This window comes from Rothia mucilaginosa (assembly GCF_001548235.1).
In the GTDB taxonomy this organism is placed as follows: Bacteria; Actinomycetota; Actinomycetes; order Actinomycetales; family Micrococcaceae; genus Rothia; species Rothia mucilaginosa_B.
On the sequence record NZ_AP014938.1, the window covers coordinates 1,561,327 to 1,582,620 of the forward strand.

General features: G+C 61.4%; 16 protein-coding genes. 11 read left to right on the top strand and 5 right to left on the bottom strand.

What is annotated here, in order from left to right; translation table 11 throughout:
* Positions 1-15: 15 nt before the first annotated feature.
* Positions 16-798 carry a phosphatase gene (locus RM6536_RS06155; RefSeq protein WP_060824443.1) on the bottom strand — a complete coding sequence of 261 codons (783 nt, stop codon included), beginning with the start codon at positions 796-798 and terminating at the stop codon, positions 16-18.
* A 27-nt stretch (positions 799-825) separates the two neighbouring features.
* Complete coding sequence (locus RM6536_RS06160; protein ID WP_060824444.1) at positions 826-2,088, bottom strand: glycosyltransferase; 1,263 nt, start codon at positions 2,086-2,088, stop codon at positions 826-828.
* Between the two features lie 144 nt (positions 2,089-2,232).
* On the opposite strand from RM6536_RS06160, the gene alr reads away from it, so the two are divergent.
* The 5 genes from alr to tsaD all read left to right on the top strand — a co-directional run bounded on the left by alr (position 2,233) and on the right by tsaD (position 6,766).
* Entirely contained in the window at positions 2,233-3,561 is a 1,329-nt protein-coding gene (gene alr, locus RM6536_RS06165; protein WP_060824445.1) for an alanine racemase, read from the top strand.
* Positions 3,561-4,166 (top strand): tRNA (adenosine(37)-N6)-threonylcarbamoyltransferase complex ATPase subunit type 1 TsaE, encoded by a 606-nt coding sequence (gene tsaE / locus RM6536_RS06170; protein WP_060824446.1) that lies wholly within the window; start codon positions 3,561-3,563, stop codon positions 4,164-4,166. Before alr ends, tsaE begins: the two co-directional genes overlap by 1 nt.
* A 23-nt stretch (positions 4,167-4,189) precedes the next feature.
* Positions 4,190-4,996, top strand: a complete 807-nt coding sequence (gene tsaB, locus RM6536_RS06175) for a tRNA (adenosine(37)-N6)-threonylcarbamoyltransferase complex dimerization subunit type 1 TsaB (protein ID WP_060824447.1) — start codon at positions 4,190-4,192, stop codon at positions 4,994-4,996.
* Positions 4,997-5,521, top strand: coding sequence for a ribosomal protein S18-alanine N-acetyltransferase (rimI, locus tag RM6536_RS06180; protein WP_060824448.1), 525 nt, complete (start codon positions 4,997-4,999; stop codon positions 5,519-5,521).
* Between the two features lie 144 nt (positions 5,522-5,665).
* Positions 5,666-6,766, top strand: a complete 1,101-nt coding sequence (gene tsaD / locus RM6536_RS06185) for a tRNA (adenosine(37)-N6)-threonylcarbamoyltransferase complex transferase subunit TsaD (protein WP_060824449.1) — start codon at positions 5,666-5,668, stop codon at positions 6,764-6,766.
* Positions 6,767-6,922: 156 nt separating this feature from the next.
* On the opposite strand, the gene RM6536_RS06190 is transcribed toward tsaD, so the two are convergent.
* A complete protein-coding gene (locus tag RM6536_RS06190; protein ID WP_060824450.1) occupies positions 6,923-8,071 on the bottom strand; it encodes a glutamate--cysteine ligase in 1,149 nt (382 codons plus the stop codon).
* Positions 8,072-8,420: 349 nt separating this feature from the next.
* Complete coding sequence (locus tag RM6536_RS06195) at positions 8,421-9,896, bottom strand: THUMP-like domain-containing protein (RefSeq protein ID WP_419865833.1); 1,476 nt, start codon at positions 9,894-9,896, stop codon at positions 8,421-8,423.
* A 226-nt stretch (positions 9,897-10,122) separates the two neighbouring features.
* On the opposite strand from RM6536_RS06195, the gene groES reads away from it, so the two are divergent.
* The 6 genes from groES to RM6536_RS09205 all read left to right on the top strand — a co-directional run bounded on the left by groES (position 10,123) and on the right by RM6536_RS09205 (position 19,137).
* Positions 10,123-10,410 (top strand): co-chaperone GroES, encoded by a 288-nt coding sequence (gene groES, locus RM6536_RS06200; protein WP_005505066.1) that lies wholly within the window; start codon positions 10,123-10,125, stop codon positions 10,408-10,410.
* Between the two features lie 106 nt (positions 10,411-10,516).
* Positions 10,517-12,103 (top strand): chaperonin GroEL, encoded by a 1,587-nt coding sequence (groL, locus tag RM6536_RS06205; protein WP_060824452.1) that lies wholly within the window; start codon positions 10,517-10,519, stop codon positions 12,101-12,103.
* 309 nt (positions 12,104-12,412) lie between these two features.
* Positions 12,413-13,930: an IMP dehydrogenase gene (guaB, locus tag RM6536_RS06210; RefSeq protein ID WP_060824453.1), complete on the top strand. Its 1,518-nt coding sequence runs from the start codon at positions 12,413-12,415 to the stop codon at positions 13,928-13,930.
* A 145-nt stretch (positions 13,931-14,075) separates the two neighbouring features.
* The gene (locus RM6536_RS06215) at positions 14,076-15,206 is read left to right on the top strand and encodes a GuaB3 family IMP dehydrogenase-related protein (protein WP_049356381.1); all 1,131 of its coding nucleotides are present in this window, start codon (positions 14,076-14,078) and stop codon (positions 15,204-15,206) included.
* A 219-nt stretch (positions 15,207-15,425) separates the two neighbouring features.
* Positions 15,426-17,018, top strand: a complete 1,593-nt coding sequence (gene guaA / locus RM6536_RS06220) for a glutamine-hydrolyzing GMP synthase (RefSeq protein WP_060824454.1) — start codon at positions 15,426-15,428, stop codon at positions 17,016-17,018.
* 1,873 nt (positions 17,019-18,891) lie between these two features.
* Positions 18,892-19,137, top strand: a complete 246-nt coding sequence (locus RM6536_RS09205) for an EspF repeat-containing protein (protein ID WP_145974243.1) — start codon at positions 18,892-18,894, stop codon at positions 19,135-19,137.
* Between the two features lie 325 nt (positions 19,138-19,462).
* Here RM6536_RS09205 and RM6536_RS06230 read toward each other — a convergent pair whose 3' ends face one another.
* The gene (locus RM6536_RS06230; protein WP_060824456.1) at positions 19,463-21,268 is read right to left on the bottom strand and encodes a glycoside hydrolase family 13 protein; all 1,806 of its coding nucleotides are present in this window, start codon (positions 21,266-21,268) and stop codon (positions 19,463-19,465) included.
* Positions 21,269-21,294 lie beyond the last annotated feature (26 nt).

Below are 21,294 nucleotides of genomic sequence, written 5' to 3' on the forward strand. Positions count from 1 at the left end.
GTGCAGAAGGGGACATTAAGGACACTCAAGCCCCGCACGATCCAAAATGAAATCAATCATCGGCTCATAACGACGCGGCGGAACGTTATCGTCCATCGGCACGCACACCGGCAGATCCCCCTGCTCAGCCGCCACAAACAGACCCGGATCATTACAATCCGCAATGCCAATTGTCAGCAACTTACAGGTCGAAGAAGCATAACCAGCCATACCGTGATCCGAAACCACCAGATCCGGAGTCACACCGCGCGCCTTCAACTGATCCAGCGCGATGCGCATCGGGCCAGGGAAATGCGTATGCTGCAGATTACCGTACTGCTCAAACATCACGACATCCATAATCTGGCGGACGTCACCGTCCAGGAAGCGCTCGCCCTCCTCAATCTGAAGAACCTCAGCACCGGCAGCCTTCGCCGCCGCAGCCATCACCGCATACATGGGGAACAGACCCGCCGGGTGGCCGGTTGCAAACAGAATACGAGAACCGGCACGCACCGCCTCGCCAAAGATACGGGCGTACTCCTCCAACGCGCTGATGCACTGCTCGGCACCAATAGTGTCCTGACCGTGAGTATGCGAACGGTCCGGGTTCAGACCCGCGCGGCGGACCATCACCTCAAACACCGAATCGTAATCCCACTCACGGGTCCACTGCACACCAAACTCAAGGTGCTCATTACCATCCAGGAAACCCTGAATATGGTCCAGGTTATTCTCGCGGGGGGTCGCCACCTCACCGGTAATACGCGCCGAATCCAGGTACGCGGCGAACTCATCGCGGCTCATGGAGAAAGACATTAAAACTCCTCACAACGTGAAAATACATTACTGCGAGATACCCTGACGTACCTCGGCATAAGCTTCAAGGGTTCGGCGCGCCGTCTGATCCCAACCCATTGTGCGGGCACGCGCCGCGGCGTTCGCACCCAACGAATGACGCAGATACGGGGCACGCACCAGACGCTCAATAGCCGCAGCCCAACGCTGCGGAGTACGAGGCGCCACCAGCAGACCCGTACGGTGGTTCTCCACCGCATAGCGCAGACCGTCAGCATCCGTAGCGAGCACCGCCGCGCCGCATGCCTGCGCCTCCAGAGCCACCAACCCGAACGTCTCAGATGAGGACGGGGACGCCACAATATCGGCGGCACGGAAAATATTCGCCAGCTCAGACGCCGGAACCGGGGCCTTCAAATGCACCCGATCTGCCACACCCAGCTCAGCTGCACGCTGCAATAGGCGGCGCTCATAATCCGAATCGGAACGACCAATAATATCCACGTCCACCTGCAGGTCGGAGGGGAGCAGTGCGAGCGCCTCCACCAGCAGATGCGGGCCCTTCAACGGCTGAGGCCTACCGGCAAACACAACGCGGCAACGAGTCTCCGAGGTGTCATTGAGCGGATGCACGCCAGGAATCGTATGGAAGATTGACGTATCAACACCCGGCGGGATAATGGCAAGCTTCTGCGCGTCCGTACCGTAGTACTCGCCCATCTGCTGCGCCTCCAGGGGAGTATTCACAATCACCCGGCTCGCGGAGCTACTCATCAGGCGCTCGGCGGCATAGCGCTCCTCGGGTTCGGGCGCCTCACCTTCGCCGCGGCGCGCATCCTTAGCGGCAGCCGTCGTATGCGGAGTGAAAAGAACAGGAACCGGGAAACCAATGCCCTGAGCCGACCACAGGTCGGATGCACGAGCCGCAGCCTGACCAGACAGCCAATAGTGGGCGTGAATAATATCCGGGGTGTACAGCGCCTGCTCCACGCACGCCTGCGCAAAATCATCGGTGACCGTAGCCAACTCGTTCTTCGAAAGACCACGAGCGGACGGAAGATCAAGGCTGTGGCGCACAATGCGCTCGCCGGGCTGAGGAGGCTGACGGAACGGCGAATCAGTCGGAAGCGCCTCGCCGCGGTCCAGCGTGAAAACCTCAACCCGTAGCTCGGGATCCAGCTCCAGCATGGCGTGCACCGACCGAGCAATATAGACGTTCATGCCGCCTGCATCTCCGCTACCGGGCTGCGCAAAGGGGTCGGTGTGCATGGAATACACGTGAACCGTCCGAACCGGCGGCAGAGTGCTCATCGATGCTTTCCTCTCTCAAAGGTGTACCTGACCTAGTGTAGCGCGATAGGACTTTCGCGCACCGGGAGGTCTAGAATTTAGTAGAAGAGAGGCTGCCCAAGCACAGCCTGTAGTACCCGCCCGTCAGAAGGACCGTGAAGGACCATGACTCACCCTCAGCAGCCTGCCGAACCGCTCTACTGCCCGCCGTGTACACCCGGCCAGGTAGAACGAAGCGCCACCATTGACCTTGATGCGCTAGAACATAATGTGCGCCGCCTCAAGGAACTGATTGGCGACCGCGCGCTCATTGCAGTGATTAAGGCGGATGCATACGGTCACGGTGCGTACCCGGTGGCACGTTCGGCTATTGCCGCCGGTGCTGACCTGTTGGGCCTGGTACACGTGAACGAGGCGCTGGAACTGCGTTCTGACGGTATTGATGCGCCGCTCATGGCGTGGCTGCACACCCCCTCCACCGATTTCGAGGCGGCGTTGCGGGAGAAAATCCGTCTGGGCGTTTCCGGTTGGGACCTGGAGGCGGTAGCCGCCGCCGCTGAACGCACCAGCGAGCGCGCTATCGTGCATCTGAAGGCTGATACCGGTCTGGGCCGTAACGGTGCCACCGCTGCGGATTGGCCTGCGTTGGTGGCTCGCGCCGCCTCCCTGGAGGAGTCTGGGCTGATTACGGTTGAGGGTATTTTTAGCCACCTGGCGGTTGCCGATGAGCCGACCCGCTCCGAGACTGCACAGCAGCTCGACACCCTGGATACTTTTGTGGCTCAGGCTCATGATGCCGGTCTGGACCCGAAGATGGTGCATCTGGCGAACTCTCCGGCGACCCTGACCGCCTCGCTGGAGGGTTGGGATGCGGAGGAGCGTCTGCTCGGTGACGGCGTGCGTTGCGGCCTGGCGCTCTACGGTCTTTCCCCGCTGCCGGAGGTCACCGCTGAGGACCTGGGTCTCAAGCCCGTCATGACGGTGGGTAGCTACATTGCCGCCGTGAAGGAAGTTCCTGCAGGTCAGGGTGTTTCCTACGGGCTGCGCTACCATACCGAAAAGCCGACCACCCTGGCGCTGGTGCCGCTCGGCTACGCTGATGGTGTGCCGCGCATTGCGGAGAACGCGCCGGTGCGCATCTACCCGGGCGCGCAGAACGCACAGAACGCGCAGGACGCACAGAACGGCTCCGTGCCCAATAATGCGGAGGGTAAGACCTACCGCGTGGTCGGTCGCATCGCCATGGACCAGATGGTCGTTGACCTGGGCGAACCCGGCCTGAGCGATCCCGCCCTGGGTTACCTGGGTGCCCCCGCCATCCTCTTTGGTGCCGGTGAGAACCCGCCCGTGGAAGAGTGGGCGGATGCCGCGCAGACCATTAACTACGAAATCGTGACCCGCATTTCGCCCCGCGTGGAACGCCTCTACGTTGGCGGCTCCTGGGTTGAAGCTGAACTGAACGAGCTGTGGGGCACCGGTCAGGAGGAGGGCTAATGAGCGCTGAGTACATTTCTGCCGCCCTCGACCTGGATGTGACCGGCCCCGACCATACCCGCCGCCTGGCGCTCACCCTGGCGCAGCATCTGAACGCCGGGGACGTACTATTGCTCTCGGGCGAGCTCGGCGCGGGTAAGACCACGTTCACCCGCTCCCTGGGTGAAGGCCTGGGCGTGCGCGAAGGTGTTATCTCACCGACCTTCGTGCTCTCGCGCGTGCACCCGAACCTGCCGGACGGCCCCCGACCCGGCGGCCCCGACCTGGTACATGTGGACGCCTACCGCCTCTCCAGCGCCGAAGAGCTCGACGACCTGGATCTGGAGTTCTCCCTGCCGCGCTCTGTGACCGTCATCGAGTGGGGTCGCGATAAGGCTGAGCACCTGAGTGATTCCCGCCTGGAGCTGGACTTCACCCGACTGACCGGCGCGGATGCGCGCTTCGCCTACTCGGGTGCCGAAGAGTTCAGCTGGGACGACGAAGACGAAGACGAAAGTGACGAGGATGCGGACACCCCCGAACCTCGCCTGCTGCGGGTGCGCGCTTTCGGCCCCCGCTGGGAGCACGCTTTCGATGCTCTGAAAGAGGCCCTGCAGAGCGCCTAGAGCCCGCGCGTTAGAATGATAGGGTGCTAGTACTTGCCCTTGATTCATCCGCCACCGCATCTGTGGCGCTCGCCCGTGTGCACGGCTCCGAAGCCGGCGCGTCCTTCGAAATCCTCGCCCGCTACGAGAGCGAAGATACCCGCTCCCACGCCGAGGTGATGGGCCCCTACGCGCAGGCTGCCCTGCAGGACGCTGGCGTGCGCGGCGAAGATTTGGATGCGATTCTGACCGGTACCGGCCCGGGACCTTTTACGGGTCTGCGTGCCGGTATCGTTACTGCGCGCGCTCTGGGTTTTGCCTGGTCGGTGCCGGTGTACGGCATGATGAGCCTGACCGCTCTGGCCGAGCGCGCCTACCAAGAACGGATATTCGCTCAAGGCGGGGGAGCCGGGGGAACGGAAGATGCTGAGCTACTGGTCGCCTCCGATGCGCGCCGCCGCGAAGTCTACTCCGCCCGCTATCGCGTGAACGCCGATGGTTACAGCCTGGTGGACGACCCGAACGTATGCCCCGCCTCCGAAATTCTGCCCGGTGAGGCTCCCTCCTACGCCTACGGCTACGGCGCTGGCCTGTACTCCGAAACCCTCGAAGAGCACGGCTGGACCATCGTCGAATCTGCCCGCGAGGTTCACCCCCACGCCGAGTACCTGGTTGCCGCCGCGGCACGCCTGGGCGTAGAGAACCTGAGCGAGGACACCTCCGCCCAGTACCTGCGCGACTCGGATGCAAAGGTCCCCGCCGCAATGCTCGCCCGCCAGCAGAAGCAGGCTGCTACTCAGGGTTCCTCCACGCAGGCTGCCGTGCAGGAAACCGGGCAGAAGGAGAGCTAAATGAGCGCTACCGACAATATCGTGCGAGACGACCTGGCACTGAATAACCTGGCACTGGGCGCCCGCCTGCGCATTGCCGAACTTGCCGATGTGCAGACCATGCACCGCATGGAAACCACCCTGTTCCCCGCCGACGCCTGGCATATCGACATGTTCCTCGAAGAGCTGACCCACCCAACCCGCACCTACTACATGCTCGAATTGCCTGCAGAAGGTTCGGAAGATAACGAGGGTGGCTGGCGCGGTATCGGCTACTGCGGAACCATGGTCGTAGCCGACACCGCCGACGTTCAAACCATCGGCGTACTCCCCGAGTACGAAGGCCACGGCTTCGGTCGCGCCATGCTCGAGCAGATGCACGAGCGCGCCCGCGAGCAGGGTGCCGAGCGCATCCTGCTGGAGGTGCGTGCCGACAACCCGCGCGCCCAGCGCCTCTACGAACGCAATGGCTACCGTGCGATTCACGTACGCCGCGGCTACTACGATGACGGAACCGACGCCATCATTATGGAATGTACGTTCTAAATACTCCGTTGGGCTAAACGGCAATCCCCGCAGTAGGGGCGAGCTTCCGCCACCCTCTATGCCGCGGCAACCCTACACCACGGTATCCCTACATCACTGCACCTAGAAGCACTACGCGCAGACAGCGCAACAGAAAGATAGACTATGAGCACTCGCGAACCCCTCGTTCTGGGCATCGAATCCTCCTGCGATGAGACCGGTATCGGCATTGTGCGCGGTGCACAGCTGCTCAGCAACACCATCTCCTCCTCCATGGAAGAGCACGTGCGCTTTGGTGGCGTGATCCCCGAAATCGCCTCCCGCGCCCACCTGGACGCCATGATTCCCGCCCTTAAGGCGGCACTCGCCGAAGCGGACATCACCCTCGATGAGGTGGACGCTATCGCCGTCACCGCGGGCCCCGGCCTGGCGGGTGCACTCATGGTCGGTGTCTCCGCGGCGAAGGCGCTCGCTATTGCCACCGGCAAGCCCCTCTACGGCATTAACCACCTGGTCGCCCACGTTGGCGTTGGCCTGCTGGAGGATAACGGCACCGAGGACGGCTCCGACCTGCTGGCGAATGCCGGTTCCGGTGGCCTGGGTGCGCTGCTGGTTTCTGGCGGTCATACCGAAATCCTGCAGGTGCGCGACATTACCTCCGATGTGCGTCTGCTCGGCGCAACCCTCGACGATGCTGCAGGCGAGGCCTACGACAAGGTCGCCCGACTGCTCGGCCTGGACTACCCGGGCGGCCCCGCGATTGACCGTGCCGCCTCCGAGGGCAACCGCAACGCCTTCGTGTTCCCGCGCGGCCTGTCGAACCGCAAGTTCATGGGCACCGCCGAGGAGCCCGGTGCGCACCGCTACGATTTCTCCTTCTCCGGTCTGAAGACCGCCGTGGCGCGCGTGATTGAAAGCTTTGAAGCGGCCGGTGAAGAGGTGCCGGTTGCCGATATTGCCGCGTCCTTCCAGGAGGCGGTCGTGGACGTCATCACCAAGAAGGCGATTCTGGCCTGCCGCGAGCAGGGCATGAAGACCCTATTGCTTGGCGGTGGCGTGGCGGCTAACTCGCGTCTGCGTGAGCTGCTTGCCGCCCGATGCGCCTCCGAGGGGGTGCGCCTGATTATCCCGAAGTTCACCCTGTGCACCGATAACGGCGCAATGGTTGCGGCGCTGGGTGCTCGCCTGGTTGCCGCCGGCCGTGAGCCCTCGGGCGTGGACTTCACGACGGACTCCTCGCTGCCCGTGACCACTGTCTGCTTCTAAGCAGACTGCCTCTACAGGGATTACCAGCGCGAGCGCGTTGATGCGGCTCGCCTCGAAGAATACCTACAGAAATGCCTCGGCGCAGTTTCCCAAAAGGACTCTCCTAAAGGACTGCGCCGAGGCATTTTCTGTATTCAAACTTTAGGTGGGGCGGCTCTAACGCAGCGCTCGCGCACGGGACTGCGCGGCAACATCCAGCGCCACCTCACGCAGGGAGCCGGTCTTCTCAAAGACCGCACGCTGACGATCCGCGCCCGTACCCTCAGTGAGGATGCGGCGTACCTGCGCCAGCTCTACTTCGCAGTCAAGGTCGCGTGCCACCGGCTCCAGCTTGGGCAGAAGCAGCTCAAAATCTTCACGCAGGGTGCGCTGCACCGGCTCGTTAGAGACCACGATCTTAGCCTCCAGGCCGTAGCGGGCGACGCGCCACTTGTTCTCCTGCGCGTGCCAGGGGGCGAGCACCTCAATGTTTTCACCCGCCTCAATACGGCGAGAGAAGTACTCCACCAGGCACTGCGTGAACGCCACCAGCGCCGCAACATCCGGCAGGGAGGCGAGGCCATCGCAATAGCGCATCTCAATGGTGCCGTAACGCGGAACCGGGCGAACATCCCAGCGGTCCTCGCTCGGGTCGTTAATCACGTCGGTCGCCACGAGCGAATCCAGGTAGTTGCTGTACTGCTCCCAGGTATCAAAGTGGAAGGGCAGACCGTTCGTCGGAAGCTGCTGATAAAGCTGGGTGCGGTGCGAGGCGTAACCGGTGTCCACACCATCCCAGTAAGGGGAAGAGCACGAAAGCGCCAGCAGGTGCGGACCGTAGTTGGTCAGCGCGTCAATGAGCGGCAGAACCTTATCGCGGGAGTCAACGCCCACGTGCACGTGCACACCGTAAATGACCATGTGGCGGCCCCAATACTGGGCACGCTCGACCACACGCTGGTAGCGTTCCTTCGCCACGACCGGCTGGTTGGCCCAATGGGAGAAGGGGTGAGTGCCGGCGGGGTAGAACTCAATGCCGAGCTCATCGGTAATTTCACGGATGATGTCGGTGAGCTCCTGCAGCTGACGGCACGCCTCAGCGACGGTGCGGCAGATGCCGGTCACCACCTCGATGGTGTTCTCCAGGAATTCGCCGGTTACGTGCGCCCGGTCGGAGGCGGGCTCGAGCAGTTCGGGGCGGCGCTCGCGCAGGATGGACAGCACCTCGCTGGCGCGCTGGGTCAGTTCGCCGCTTTCACGGTCGATAAGTGCAATCTCCCATTCCACGCCGAGAGTGGACTGCGGGGAGGAAGCAAAGTCGATCATATTGCCTTTCCTGCGTCTGGAAATAGGGTCGTGCATGGTGCCGACTGTGGAAGTTATTATCGGTGGGTTCTACCCGGCTGCGCGCTAGCTGGTGAGAGTTGGCCCCGCGGGGGAATAGCTCTACTAGGTAGCGTGTCTTATCGGGCGCCGTATCTTTATCAGACACCGTATCTAGTGTACGGTCTTGCGGTGCCCGGTGCCCTGTCGAGTGCAGAATCCGGAACGGGAAACGTCACGAATCGTCATGAACGGTAACCCGTCCTCGGGGCGGAGTAGTCAGGGGCTGGGTAGCCCGGGGCTGGGCAGTCGGGGTTGAGTAGCCGGGGTTGGGTAGTTAGGGCTGGCGAGGCTAGAGCGGGCGCACATGCCAGCCGACGCGTCGTGAATCCCTGCCCGAACCGATGCGGGTAAAGACCAGCGTTGCCGGACGGTACGAAGATTCCTGAACGCCCTCCTGCGCACCCGAAGAAGAATTAGCGTTCTTTTTCTGTTTCTTCTTGGACGGCTTAGAACCCGCAGAACCCAGTAGACGCGCACGCAATTGCTCCGGAACAATATCCACGCCACGCTTCTTAATCGTCAGTGCCGTAAAGCCCTGCTCACGCACCCAGCGCTTCAACTGCTTCTCCTGCAGGGGAATCTCCTCCAGCACCTCGTAGCAAGCAACCAGCGGATGCTCCACCGGCTCGGCAGAACACAGGTATGCCAGGTGCTCATCCAATAGAAACGCGCCAATACTCTGCGCAAACTCAGCGACCAGATGCGAACGCACAATCGCCGGGGCAGGCTCCAGCAGGTAATCACCGGGCTGCGGTAGGGACACCGGAACGTCAACGCTCTGCTCTGCCTCTTCCGCCGTCAAGGGGCTACGGAAGCTGACCGCCTCATACGGCGGCAGTAGGGCACTGGTTTCGGCAGAACCTTCGGCGGGGCCTTCGTTGCAGTCGGTCTCTTCGGCAGACACTTCACGCACAGAGGTTTCACGCACAGAGGTTGCCGTGCGAGCCACCCCCTCCTGAGCCAGCGCGTTAAACCAGAGCACCAACTCGGCGAGGGAACCCTCCGACTGAATCCACTCCGCCTCAACGCGCGGGTTGGGGTTCGCCTCCGAGGCAATATCTTCGGGTGAGGGGATGCCCTCATGCGGAAAACCGGGGCCCAACTTCACGCCCATCGGCACACCCGTACGCGCCAGATTCAGCACGAATGAGAACGGGGGAGAGAACGCCTCCGGATCAAAAAGGCGCTCCGTCTGAGCCTTCTTCGCACCCCGCAACTCGCGGCGTGCCGGGTCCATCCACACAATACCCACCGGTTCACCGGCGGCGTCCAGAAGTTCACCGTGCACGTAGTCGGTCACATCCCCCGAATACACGCGCGCCTGCGGGCAAAACTCAAGGTTCTTTGCCGCAAAAGAAGCCGTCAGCGGGTCCAGCTCCACCGCAACCACGGCACCGCGCTCTGCCGCATATACGGCAGAATCCGAGGCGATACCGCACCCCAAATCAGCCACCGTGCCGGCAACCGGGCGCAGACGCTGCGCGCGATAATGCGCAATCACCGGGCGGGTCGCCTGCTCCGCCGCCTCCTGAGTGAGCATGAGGGTGCGGGCGCGCTCGCCGAACTTGGCGCGCGCACGGGTGCGAGCCTGCGCCAGCGAAATAATCTGCGCAGACTCCTCGGGGCTGAAACCTCGCGAACGCAAAGAAGTAACGGCGCTGAGCGTATCCGAGCCCAGCGGGTAGAGCTCATCGGCTGCCGCGAGCGCTTCGGCGCTGAACGGAAGCTTAGGGGCGGGAGTAAAAGGGGATGCGGGAATAGGCATGCTCCTCATTTTACGGGGTGCCGATTTTGGCAGGTGGGAAGCCTGATCTGCTCGGCTTTTTGCTCAGCGTTCGCCTTGCGGTGAAACACCCCGGCGCAGGGGCGCTTTTCTTGACCGAAAGCACAGGTGAAACTAGAGTTGAGGTAGCACTCGAGACAGACATCGGGCGCGCCACTGCGCCGCTGTCTCGCATCAAACGTAAATCCACAACCCGGAGGAACCGATTATGGCTATCAAGCCCCTGGAAGACCGCGTCGTTATCAAGATCGAGCAGGCTGAGCAGACCACCGCATCCGGTCTGGTTATCCCCGAAACTGCGAAGGAAAAGCCGCAGGAAGCACGCGTTGTCGCCGTTGGCCCGGGCCGCGTGGATGAGAAGGGCAACCGCATTCCCGTAGACATCAAGGAAGGCGACGTTGTCGTGTTCTCCCGCTACGGTGGCACCGAGGTTAAGTACCAGGGCGAAGAGTACCTGATTCTCTCCGCACGCGACGTTCTGGCAATCGTCGACTAATACTTTCAGATGCTCATGCGCCGTACCGCTCATCCGGTACGGCGCATGAGCTATCATCTGCCCCTTAAAAATTTCCTTTCTGTGACGCACTAGGAGTAGCGAACACATGGCTAAGCAGCTTGAATTCAACGATGCCGCCCGCAAGTCCCTGCAGGCTGGCGTCGATAAGCTGGCAAACGCGGTCAAGGTAACCCTCGGCCCGCGCGGGCGCAACGTTGTGCTCGACAAGCAGTGGGGTGCACCCGTCATCACCAACGACGGCGTGTCCATTGCCCGCGAAATTGAACTGGACGACCCGTACGAAAACCTGGGCGCCCAGCTGGCGAAGGAAGTCGCCACCAAGACCAACGACGTAGCCGGTGACGGTACCACCACCGCAACCGTGCTCGCACAGGCACTGGTCAATGAGGGCCTGCGCAACGTCACCAGCGGCGCGGCACCCGCCGACGTCAAGCGCGGCATTGAGGCTGCTGTGGAGGCTGTCTCGGCACGCCTGCTCGAGAACGCACGCCCCGTGCAGGGCCCCGAGGTGGCGCACGTTGCCGCTATCTCCGCACAGTCCGAGCAGATCGGTGAGTTGCTGGCTCGCGCCTTCGAGAAGGTCGGCCAGGACGGCGTCATCACCATCGAAGACGGCTCCTCCACCGAAATCGAACTGGACATCACCGAAGGTATGCAGTTCGACAAGGGCTACCTCTCGCCTTCCTTCGTCACCGACGCTGAGCGCGGCGAAGCAGTGCTGGAGAACAGCCTCGTGCTGCTCTACCAGGGCAAGATTTCCACCATCGCAGAAATCATGCCCGTGCTCGAGAAGATCGTCCAGGCGAAGAAGCCGCTGACCATCATCGCAGAAGACGTTGACGGTGAGGCGCTCTCCGCACTGGTCGTGAACAAGCTGCGCGGCACCATCAACGTGGTCGCCCTGAAGGCTCCCGGTTTCGGTGACCGCCGCAAGGCCATCATGCAGGATTTGGCAATTCTGACCGGCGGCACCGTCGTAACCGGCGAGCTCGGCATTGACCTGCCGCAGGTCACCCTGGAGCACCTGGGCTCGGCACGCCGCGTGACCGTCACCAAGTCCCACACCACCATCGTTGACGGCGGCGGCGACCCCGAGGCAATCGAAGACCGCGTGCAGCAGCTGCGCCGTGAAATTGAGCGCGTGGATTCCGAATGGGACCGCGAGAAGCTCAAGGAGCGCCTGGCTAAGCTCGCCGGCGGCGTGGGCGTCATCAAGGTCGGTGCCGCAACCGAGGTTGAGGCGAAGGAACGCAAGCACCGCATCGAGGACGCTGTGTCCTCCACCCGTGCAGCTCTGGAAGAGGGCATCGTCTCCGGTGGCGGCTCTGCACTGGTTCACGCGCTGAAGGCGCTGGACGGCATGGACCTGGGCAACCACGACGCAAACGTGGGTGTACAGATTGTTCGCCGTGCCCTGGTTCAGCCGCTGCGCTGGATCGCTGAGAACGCTGGCGAAGACGGCTACGTTGTCGTCTCCAAGGTCTCCGAGCTGCCCGTGGGCCACGGCTACAACGCCAAGACCGGCGAGTACGTGGACCTCATCGAAGCCGGCGTGATTGACCCGGTGAAGGTGACCCGTTCGGCTCTGCAGAACGCCTCCTCCATCGCGGCTCTGGTGCTGACCACCGAGACTCTGGTGGTTGAGAAGCCCGAAGAAACTGAAGAAGCCTAAATAGCGTGTGTGCCCGGTGCCGCCACCTCCATCGTGGAGGCGGTACCGGGCACTCGCTGTCGGTAGGCTCGGATGCGCCCGCGTTCGCGGGGGCGCTAGAACCTGCCGGCTGCCTCCCGCTGAGGAATGCTTACTCTGAGTGCTTCTCAGCAAAGAAACCTTTAGCGGTTTACTATAGAAGGTAAGCTGCTCCCGTTTGCGCTCAAACCACCGTGTGGGGTGCGGGCAGACGGTTCGTACCGCATCTTGACATATGCAACGTATAGGCTGAGCTTCTCACCGATGAAGCCAGCATCCGAAAGGTAGACAATGACCATTCCCACCGCTCTGTCCGAGGATCCGTTCGGCTTCACCGGCCTGACCTACGATGACGTGCTGCTGCTGCCCGGCAACACCGACGTCATCCCCTCCGATGCGGACACCTCCACCCGCCTGTCTAAGCGCATCACCCTGAACACCCCCATCATCTCCGCCGCAATGGACACCGTGACCGACTCCGCTATGGCAATCGCTATGGCACGTCTGGGCGGTATGGGCGTTATCCACCGCAACCTCTCGATCGAGGACCAGGCGGCACACGTGGACCGCGTGAAGCGTTCCGAGTCCGGCATGATCATTAACCCCGTCACCATCGGTGCTGACGCAACCATCGCCGAATACGACGAGGTCTGCGGCTACTACAAGGTCTCCGGCCTGCCCGTCGTCAGCGAAGAGGGCGTGCTGGAAGGTATCATCACCAACCGCGATATCCGCTACATCTCCCGCTCCGATTACGAGGGTATTCGCGTCCGCGACATCATGACCCCCATGCCGCTGGTCACCGCGCACCCCAGCGTCACCAAGGACGAAGCATTCGCGCTGCTGTCCCACAACAAGATTGAGCGTCTGCCCCTGGTCGACGACGCAGGCAAGCTCGCCGGTCTGATTACCCTGAAGGACTTCGTCAAGACTGAGCAGTACCCCAACGCCACCAAGGACGAGGACGGCCGCCTGCGTGCCGGCGCCGCTATCGGCTTCTTCGGCGACGGCTACGAACGCGCAATGACCCTGGTCGAGGCAGGCGTCGACGCACTGTTCGTGGACACCGCAAACGGCCACTCCCAGGGCGTGCTCGACATGATCGCCCGTCTGAAGAAGGACCCCGCCGCAGCACACGTGGACGTCATCGGTGGCCAGGCTGCAACCCGCCTGGGCGCACAGGCAATCATCGACGCCGGCGCTGACGGCGTGAAGGTCGGTGTTGGCCCCGGCTCCATCTGCACCACCCGCATTATCGCCGGTGTTGGTGTTCCCCAGGTGACCGCTATCAACGAGTCCGCTAAGGCAGCAATCCCGGCGGGCGTGCCGCTGATTGCTGACGGCGGTATGCAGCACTCCGGCGAGATCGGCAAGGCACTGGTTGCCGGCGCTGACTCCGTGATGCTCGGCTCCCTGCTGGCTGGTACCACCGAGTCTCCCGGTGAGCTGATCTTCATGAACGGTAAGCAGTACAAGGCATACCGCGGCATGGGTTCGCTCGGCGCGATGCAGACCCGCGGCCGCCACAAGTCCTTCTCCAAGGACCGCTACTTCCAGGCTGACGTCTCCAGCGAAGAGAAGCTGATTCCCGAGGGTATTGAGGGTCAGGTTCCCTTCCGCGGCCCGCTCTCCGCAGTGATTCACCAGCTCGAAGGTGGCCTGCGCCAGACCATGTTCTACGTCGGTTCCCGCACCATCGAGGAGCTCAAGTACAAGGGTCAGTTCGTGCGCATCACCCCCGCAGGTCTGAAGGAATCGCACCCGCACGACATCATGATGACCGTTGAGGCACCGAACTACCGCGGCTAAAACGCCTCACCAACGATGATTCGCCGCATGGTGTGCACACCGTGCGCCGTTGAGCCCGCCCCATACCCGTTCAGGTATTGGGCGGGCATCGGCGCGAATAACGCCCAGCGGCACCCCTCAAACCGAATTCGAAAGGATTCACCCCATGTCTGAAATTCAGATTGGCCTCTCCAAGAACGCCCGCCCCACCTACTCCCTGGACGATGTGGCGCTGATTCCCACCCGCCGTACCCGTGACCGTCGCGACGTTGACACCTCCTGGCAGATTGACGCGTTCAAGTTCGACACCCCCATCATTGGTGCGCCCATGGACTCGGTCATGTCCCCTGCGACCGCCATTGCACTGGGTAAGCTGGGTGGCCTGGGCGTGCTGAACCTCGAGGGCCTGTGGACCCGCTACGAGGACCCGCAGCCGCTGCTCGATGAGATTGTTGAGCTGCCCGAGGCGGACCCCGCCTCCGCGACCACCCGCATGCAGCAGATCTACTCCGAGCCGATTAAGCCGGAACTGATTACTGCGCGTCTGGAAGAGATTCGTGACTCCGGAGTGGTTGTTGCCGGCTCCCTGAGCCCGCAGAACACCCAGGAGCACTACGAGACCGTGGTGAAGGCGGGCGTTGAGCTGTTCGTCATCCGCGGCGCATCCGTCTCCGCTGAGCACATTTCTACCTCGCACGAGCCGCTGAACCTGAAGAAGTTCATCTACGAGCTCGACGTTCCGGTCATCGTCGGTGGCGTGGCTGGCTACTCGCAGGCTAAGCACCTGATGCGTACCGGTGCGGCCGGCGTGCTGGTGGGCTTCGGCGGCGGTTCCGCACAGACCACCCGCCAGGGCCTGGGCATCTCCGCACCGATGGCAACCGCTATCGCCGACGTGGCTGCGGCACGTTCGGACTACCTGGATGAGTCCGGCGGCCGCTACGTGCACGTGATTGCTGACGGCTCCCTGGGCCGCTCCGGCGACATGGTGAAGGCTCTCGCACTGGGCGCTGACGCTGTCATGCTGGGCGCTCCGCTGGCTCGCGCATCCGAGGCTCCCGGCCAGGGCTGGTACTGGGGCAACGAGGCGCACTCGCTGGACTTCCCGCGCGGCGTGCGCACCCCGCTGGGTGTTGTCGGCTCCCTGGAGGAAGTCCTGTACGGTCCTTCGCACCACGTGAACGGCACCAGCAATATTGTCGGTGCGCTCAAGCGCGCAATGGCTAACTGCGGTTACCTGGACCTGAAGAAGTTCCAGAAGGCGGACCTGACCGTGGTCCCCGCGTACCGCGGCTAATGTAGCTTCATGAATCACCGCCTGGCGGTTGGCAGGTTTTGATCTGCCGGTCGCCGGGCGGTGCTTTCTATACGCACGCGCTACCCCCGTTAGGGCATGTAGCGGCACCCCGGGATGGGGGAGCAGCTACGCACCGTCGGCGGCGTACAGCGATAGCGTAAAATAGATATATCCCCGCGCAAGTGCGCGGATTAGTACCAACACGTTGAGGTAATTTTCGTGACCAACTCTGTGAACCTGGACCAGCTCGAAGAGCGTCCCGTCCTGGTGGTAGATTACGGTGCACAGTACGCGCAGCTCATCGCTCGTCGCGTGCGTGAAGCCGGCATCTACTCCGAAATCGTCCCCCACTCCATGAGCACCGAGAAGATGCTCGCCAAGAACCCGGCAGCTATTGTGCTCTCCGGTGGCCCCTCCTCGGTCTATGCCGATGGCGCCCCCAAGGGTGACAAGGCCCTGTTCGAAGCTGGCGTGCCGATCTTCGGTATCTGCTACGGCTTCCAGGTGATGGCCCAGACCCTCGGCGGCACCGTCGCCCAGACCGGTCTGCGCGAATACGGCGCAACCGACGCTGTGGTCTGCGCTGAGAACTCCTCCTTCCTCACCGGCACCCCCACCACCCAGAACGTGTGGATGTCTCACGGTGACTCCGTGACCGAAGCCCCCGAAGGCTTCGAGGTGCTGGCAAAGACCCCCGGCGCATCCGTGGCAGCATTCGTGGACGAGTCCCGCAAGCTCGGCGGCGTGCAGTGGCACCCCGAGGTGAAGCACTCCGACTACGGCCAGGTCGCCCTGGAGAACTTCCTCTACAATGTGGCAGGCCTGAAGCCCACCTGGTCCACCAACAACATCATCGAAGAGCAGGTCGCAAAGATTCGCGAGCAGGTCGGTAACGACCGCGTTATCTGCGCGCTCTCCGGCGGCGTTGACTCCTCCGTGGCAGCAGCACTCGTGCACAAGGCTGTTGGCGACCAGCTCACCTGCTTCTTCATCGACCACGGTCTGCTCCGTGAAGGCGAGCGTGAACAGGTCGAGCAGGACTACGCAGCATCCATGGGTATCAAGGTCATCACCATCGACGAGTCGGAGCGTTTCCTCTCCGCGCTCGAGGGCGTGACCGAGCCCGAGGCAAAGCGTAAGGCTATCGGCCGCGAGTTCATCCGCTCCTTCGAAGAGGCACAGCGCAAGCTGATTGCTGAAGCAGGCGAAGAGGGCGCAGACATCAAGTTCCTGGTCCAGGGCACCCTGTACCCGGACGTTGTCGAGTCCGGCGGCGGCGACGGCACCGCAAACATTAAGAGCCACCACAACGTGGGCGGCCTTCCCGACGACCTGACCTTCGAACTGGTTGAGCCGCTGCGCACCCTGTTCAAGGACGAGGTCCGCGCTATCGGTCGTGAGCTCGGCGTTCCCGAGAAGATCGTGGCACGTCAGCCGTTCCCCGGCCCCGGCCTGGGCATCCGCATTGTCGGCGAGGTTAACCGTGAGAACCTGGACACCCTGCGTGCCGCTGACGCTATCGTGCGTGAAGAGCTGACCGCAGCAGGTCAGGACGAGCACATCTGGCAGTGCCCCGTGGTTCTGCTGGCTGGCGTTCGTTCCGTGGGCGTTCAGGGTGACGGCCGTACTTACGGCCACCCGATCGTTCTGCGTCCGGTCTCTTCGGAAGACGCAATGACCGCTGACTGGTCGCGCCTGCCGTACGACCTGCTGGCTAAGATTTCGAACCGTATTACGAACGAGGTCAAGGACGTTAACCGAGTGGTGCTGGACGTTACCTCCAAGCCCCCGGGAACCATTGAGTGGGAGTAATCCCGCTTTGGGCTACCTAGCTTTGTAGCTGGGAGCCTGTGAAGGAGCCGCCCGGTGCATCCGATTGTGGATGCGCCGGGCGGCTCCTTTTGTGAGTACGTACGTTGCAGATGCCAGGGATGAACGAAATATAATGTGCTTATGCATGCTTCGTCTGACATGCGCAGAGCACTAACCTAATGGCATAAGGAGGGGCTAAAGGTGTTAAAAGCTGATAACGAGCACGATCAAAAGCAAGAGCGTGAATCCTCCGTCTATGAGTTTTTCGTCAGTTTTCCTGCCCTTACAGATGACGCAAACTGTTCTGAAGAAATCCCCCTGGCGGAACGTTCTGCCTCGCAGCGCCCTATCCCAGACTTTTAGCTTAGAAGTAAGCCGCCCGGTGCATCCTGTTTGTGGATGCGCCGGGCGGCTTCTTGTATCAAGTCGTGTAGAAAAGGGGAGAAGCGTTTTGGGATGTATTAAAAAATCCTCATTTATTTTTTAAACGCGGGGTCTAAATAAAAGAAATGCATTCCGAAAATACCGAAAAAAACACGCCGAAAAACTACACCCAGATATAAACCTTTTTAGTGTGGGTGATGCGGGTGACGAATCGAATCACGCCAATGAGCGCTCGAACCCAACCCAAAATGCAGAGCAAAAAACGTACCAAAACAGCAGAAACCAAAAGCGCATGCCATATACACGCCGTAGGTCAGCATCATGAACTCAGAATCGTGACTCACTCCCGACGCGACATTCAACACCAATGAGACGCCCAGAATGACAAGCCACACAGCGCTCGCAGCCGCAATCAGCCACGAGATAACACTCAACACTGGGTGAGGCACCCTAAAGGTCTGCTCAGGGCTCTCCGAGGCGGGTACAGTGGCTACAGAAGCTGTAGCAGGGGTAGTAAGCAGAGCAGAAGAGCGCCGCGGAATATGCGCATCAGCATGCTGGCTAGAAGCCTGCGCAGGACGCTTTGCAGATTGCTGGGGGACGCCACCGGATTCGGGAGGGGAAGAATGATACGGTTGCTGCATTGCGGGCTCCTGCATATTGAGTCTTACGGGAGAAGAAACAGCCTAGTTCCTCATCTCGTAAGAAATGAGTGTCTGTGATAGAACGAAAGAATGTGGTGGAAAATATATTCTCTCTATATTTCAAGATTAGAAGCGAACCGTATAAAAAACGAGAGCATCAGCGAATAAGATGCAATATGACGCGAAAATTTCGAAAAGTACAACGAAAAATCAATAAGCCTCAACCTGAAGGTTCAGTGTAGGGTTATTAGACAGGGACCTTAGCCGTAAAACAACGGCACATACACAGCAACAGCGAAAGGAACGAGCATGGGAATGATCCTCCCACTCCTCTACTTAGGGGTAGGTTTCGGACTCGCAATGTTGCTACCCGAGCACTGGGGCAACCGCCTGAAAGAAAGCGCCTCCGCCCTGCTGACCCGCTGGATTATCCCCACCGTCATCGTTTACATCGTCGCCACCAGCCGTCCCGAACTCTTCTTCATGGCAGCCTCCACCATGGTGCTCATGGCGCTTCTCGTACGCTGCGCCGCCTTCTTCACGAACGACCCGGTACAACGGCTCGCCCTCGTCTACCTCAACGCCGGAATCTTCGGAATCCCCGTAGTCGCCAGCTTCTGGGGCGAGGAAGCCGTACGCCTCTACGTCGGCGCGTACATCGGCAACTCCGTCATGGGTAATATCCTCGGCACCTCACTCATGCGCAGAGAAACCAATACAGACGGACTCACGACTAGCCGAGCCAAGCCCACCCGAAAAGCTGTCACACACAAAGCTGCCGTCGGTGCAGTACTGCGGTCCCTGCTCACGAACCGCCCCATTATCGCCGTAGCAACCGGGCTGATATGCCTGCCAGTCGGACCGTTCCTCAACACCCACGCCGCCGGTATCTACCGGCTCATCACCTGGGTCTTCAGCTTCGTAGGGCTCATGGTGCTCGGCATGTGGCTGAGCACCGCTCGCCTGCACCGAACCGACCTAACACAAGCCCTCCGGTGGGCCGTACTCCGTGTCGTGCTCGTGAGCGTCTACAGCGTCGGCGTACTAACCGCCGCACACTGGATGCACACGCACACCGGGGTGCACCTTGAGCAGCTACTGGCACACCCGCAGGTACTTTTTATCCTCGGAGTGCTACCGCCAGCCGCTAACATCGTCATCCTGGAAACCCACTACCGGCACGAAGGAACAGCCGCACCCATTATCGCCTCCGGAGCAGTCGTCAGTCTGGGAATGATAGCGCTCGCCGTGCCGATCCTGCAGCTCGTGTTCTCCAGCTAAGCAGAGCCAATACCGGGGACAACATAGGGGAGAACAAAGAAGGCAACACAAAAGGAGGGCGGGGCATAAGCCTCACCCTCCTTCTGCTGTCTATCACCTTATCGGCACGCGGTAGCACTCAACGAGCTACAACGCTTAGCGAACGATGTGGTACACCTTCGCCTCGTAGGGGCGCAGGGTCGAACCCGCATCGTCCTTGTAGTTCGAGCTCACCAGCTCAACGCGAGCACCAGCCTCACGAGCCTCATCCAGCACAGCGAAGTCGCGCTCCTGCTCCTTATCGGTGAAGTTCGAAACAACCAGCAAAGACTCGTTCGCGGGGCTACCGTCCGCACCACCGGTACGGGTGTACGCGTACACAGCCTCGTCCTCGTTGTGCGGAACCTGAACCGAATCCACCGGAGCGAAGGACGCGTAAACCATCAGGTCCTTCAGCTTGCCGCGGCGCAGAGCCACCAGCTGCTGGTAGTGGTAGAAGATCGAATCCTCATCAGCCAGAACAGCCTCAGCGTTAATCGACGGGTAGTTCGGGTTCACAGCAATCCACGGGGTCACGCCCTCGGGGCTGAAACCACCGTTAGCGGAGTCATCCCACTGAACCGGGGTACGAGCATTGTCACGGCCCTTAATGTAAATCGCCTGCATTGCCTCTTCGTGGCTCAGACGCTTGTGGTCAACGTGCATGTCCTCGTAGAAGCGAATCGAGTCACCATCGCGGTAATCCTCAATCGAATCAAACTTCACGTTGGTCATGCCAATTTCTTCACCCTGGTAAATGTACGGGGTGCCCTGCATGAAGTGCAGAGTGGTCGCCAGCTGCTTAGCGGACAGGGTGCGGAACTCATCCGAATCGTTACCGAAACGGGAGACAACGCGCGGCTGGTCGTGGTTGTCCCAGTACAGCGAACCCCAGGCGTTACCCTCCAGGGTGGTCTGCCAGTCGTTCAGGATGCGCTTGAGCTCGGTCAGCTTGTACGGCGCGTAGGACCACTTGCCGCCCAGGGAGCCGTTCGGGTCGTTATCCACGCCCATGTGATCGAAGTGGAAAATCATGTTCAGCTCACCGGTGTGGTAGCCAGCCCACAGCTTAGCGTCCTCGGGGCTGGTTGCGCTGGTCTCGCCCACGGTCATCACGTCGTAGCGGCTGAAGGTCTCGCGGGTGAGCTCCTTCATCCACGGGTGCACCATGGTGCCGTTGGAGATGACGAACGGAATCGAGGAGGTGTGCTTCTCAAAGTCGGTGGAGGGATCATCCGGGAAGCCCTCGGGCTTGGAGATGATGTTGATAGCGTCCAGACGGAAGCCGTCAACGCCCTTGTCCAGCCACCAGCGAACCATGGAGTACAGGTCCTCGCGAACCTTCTCGTTCTCCCAATTCAGGTCGGGCTGCTCCTTGAAGAAGATGTGCAGGTAGAACTGGCCGGTCGCCTCATCCCACTCCCACGCCGGGCCACCGAACTCGGACGCCCAGTTGTTCGGAGGAATCGGGTTGCCGTCCTCGTCGAAGCCCTTCGGATCCTTCCAAATGTAGTAATCGCGGTAGGGGTTGTCCTTGGAGGAGCGAGATTCCTTGAACCAGGGGTGCTCATCGGAGGTGTGGTTGGCGACCAGGTCCATCAGGATCTTGATGCCGTGCTTGTGAGCGGTTTCAAGTATCTCGTCGAAGTCTTCCATGGTGCCGAAGTCACTCATGATCGCGAAGTAGTCAGAGATGTCGTAGCCGTTGTCCACGTTCGGCGAATCGAACACGGGGGAGAGCCAGATGACGTTGATGCCCAGCTTAGCCAGGTAGGGCAGCTTCTCGGTGATGCCCTTCAGGTCACCGATGCCGTCGCCGTTCGCGTCGTTGAAGGAGCGGGGGTACACCTGGTACACCACGGCTTCCTTCCACCACTGGCGGCCTTCGTAGGAGGGAACCTCGTATGCCTCGGAGTTGCTCATAATTGCCTTTCTGTACCGGCGGTTAC

Bases quoted from the DNA above. Each gene is read 5' to 3' on its own strand.
- RM6536_RS06155 (WP_060824443.1), bottom strand. From the start codon at position 798: ATGTCTTTCTCCATGAGCCGCGATGAGTTCGCCGCGTACCTGGATTCG.
- RM6536_RS06160 (WP_060824444.1), bottom strand. From the start codon at position 2,088: ATGAGCACTCTGCCGCCGGTTCGGACGGTTCACGTGTATTCCATGCAC.
- alr (WP_060824445.1), top strand. From the start codon at position 2,233: ATGACTCACCCTCAGCAGCCTGCCGAACCGCTCTACTGCCCGCCGTGT.
- tsaE (WP_060824446.1), top strand. From the start codon at position 3,561: ATGAGCGCTGAGTACATTTCTGCCGCCCTCGACCTGGATGTGACCGGC.
- rimI (WP_060824448.1), top strand. From the start codon at position 4,997: ATGAGCGCTACCGACAATATCGTGCGAGACGACCTGGCACTGAATAAC.
- tsaD (WP_060824449.1), top strand. From the start codon at position 5,666: ATGAGCACTCGCGAACCCCTCGTTCTGGGCATCGAATCCTCCTGCGAT.
- RM6536_RS06190 (WP_060824450.1), bottom strand. From the start codon at position 8,071: ATGATCGACTTTGCTTCCTCCCCGCAGTCCACTCTCGGCGTGGAATGG.
- RM6536_RS06195 (WP_419865833.1), bottom strand. From the start codon at position 9,896: ATGCCTATTCCCGCATCCCCTTTTACTCCCGCCCCTAAGCTTCCGTTC.
- groES (WP_005505066.1), top strand. From the start codon at position 10,123: ATGGCTATCAAGCCCCTGGAAGACCGCGTCGTTATCAAGATCGAGCAG.
- groL (WP_060824452.1), top strand. From the start codon at position 10,517: ATGGCTAAGCAGCTTGAATTCAACGATGCCGCCCGCAAGTCCCTGCAG.
- guaB (WP_060824453.1), top strand. From the start codon at position 12,413: ATGACCATTCCCACCGCTCTGTCCGAGGATCCGTTCGGCTTCACCGGC.
- RM6536_RS06215 (WP_049356381.1), top strand. From the start codon at position 14,076: ATGTCTGAAATTCAGATTGGCCTCTCCAAGAACGCCCGCCCCACCTAC.
- RM6536_RS09205 (WP_145974243.1), top strand. From the start codon at position 18,892: ATGCCTGCCAGTCGGACCGTTCCTCAACACCCACGCCGCCGGTATCTA.
- RM6536_RS06230 (WP_060824456.1), bottom strand. From the start codon at position 21,268: ATGAGCAACTCCGAGGCATACGAGGTTCCCTCCTACGAAGGCCGCCAG.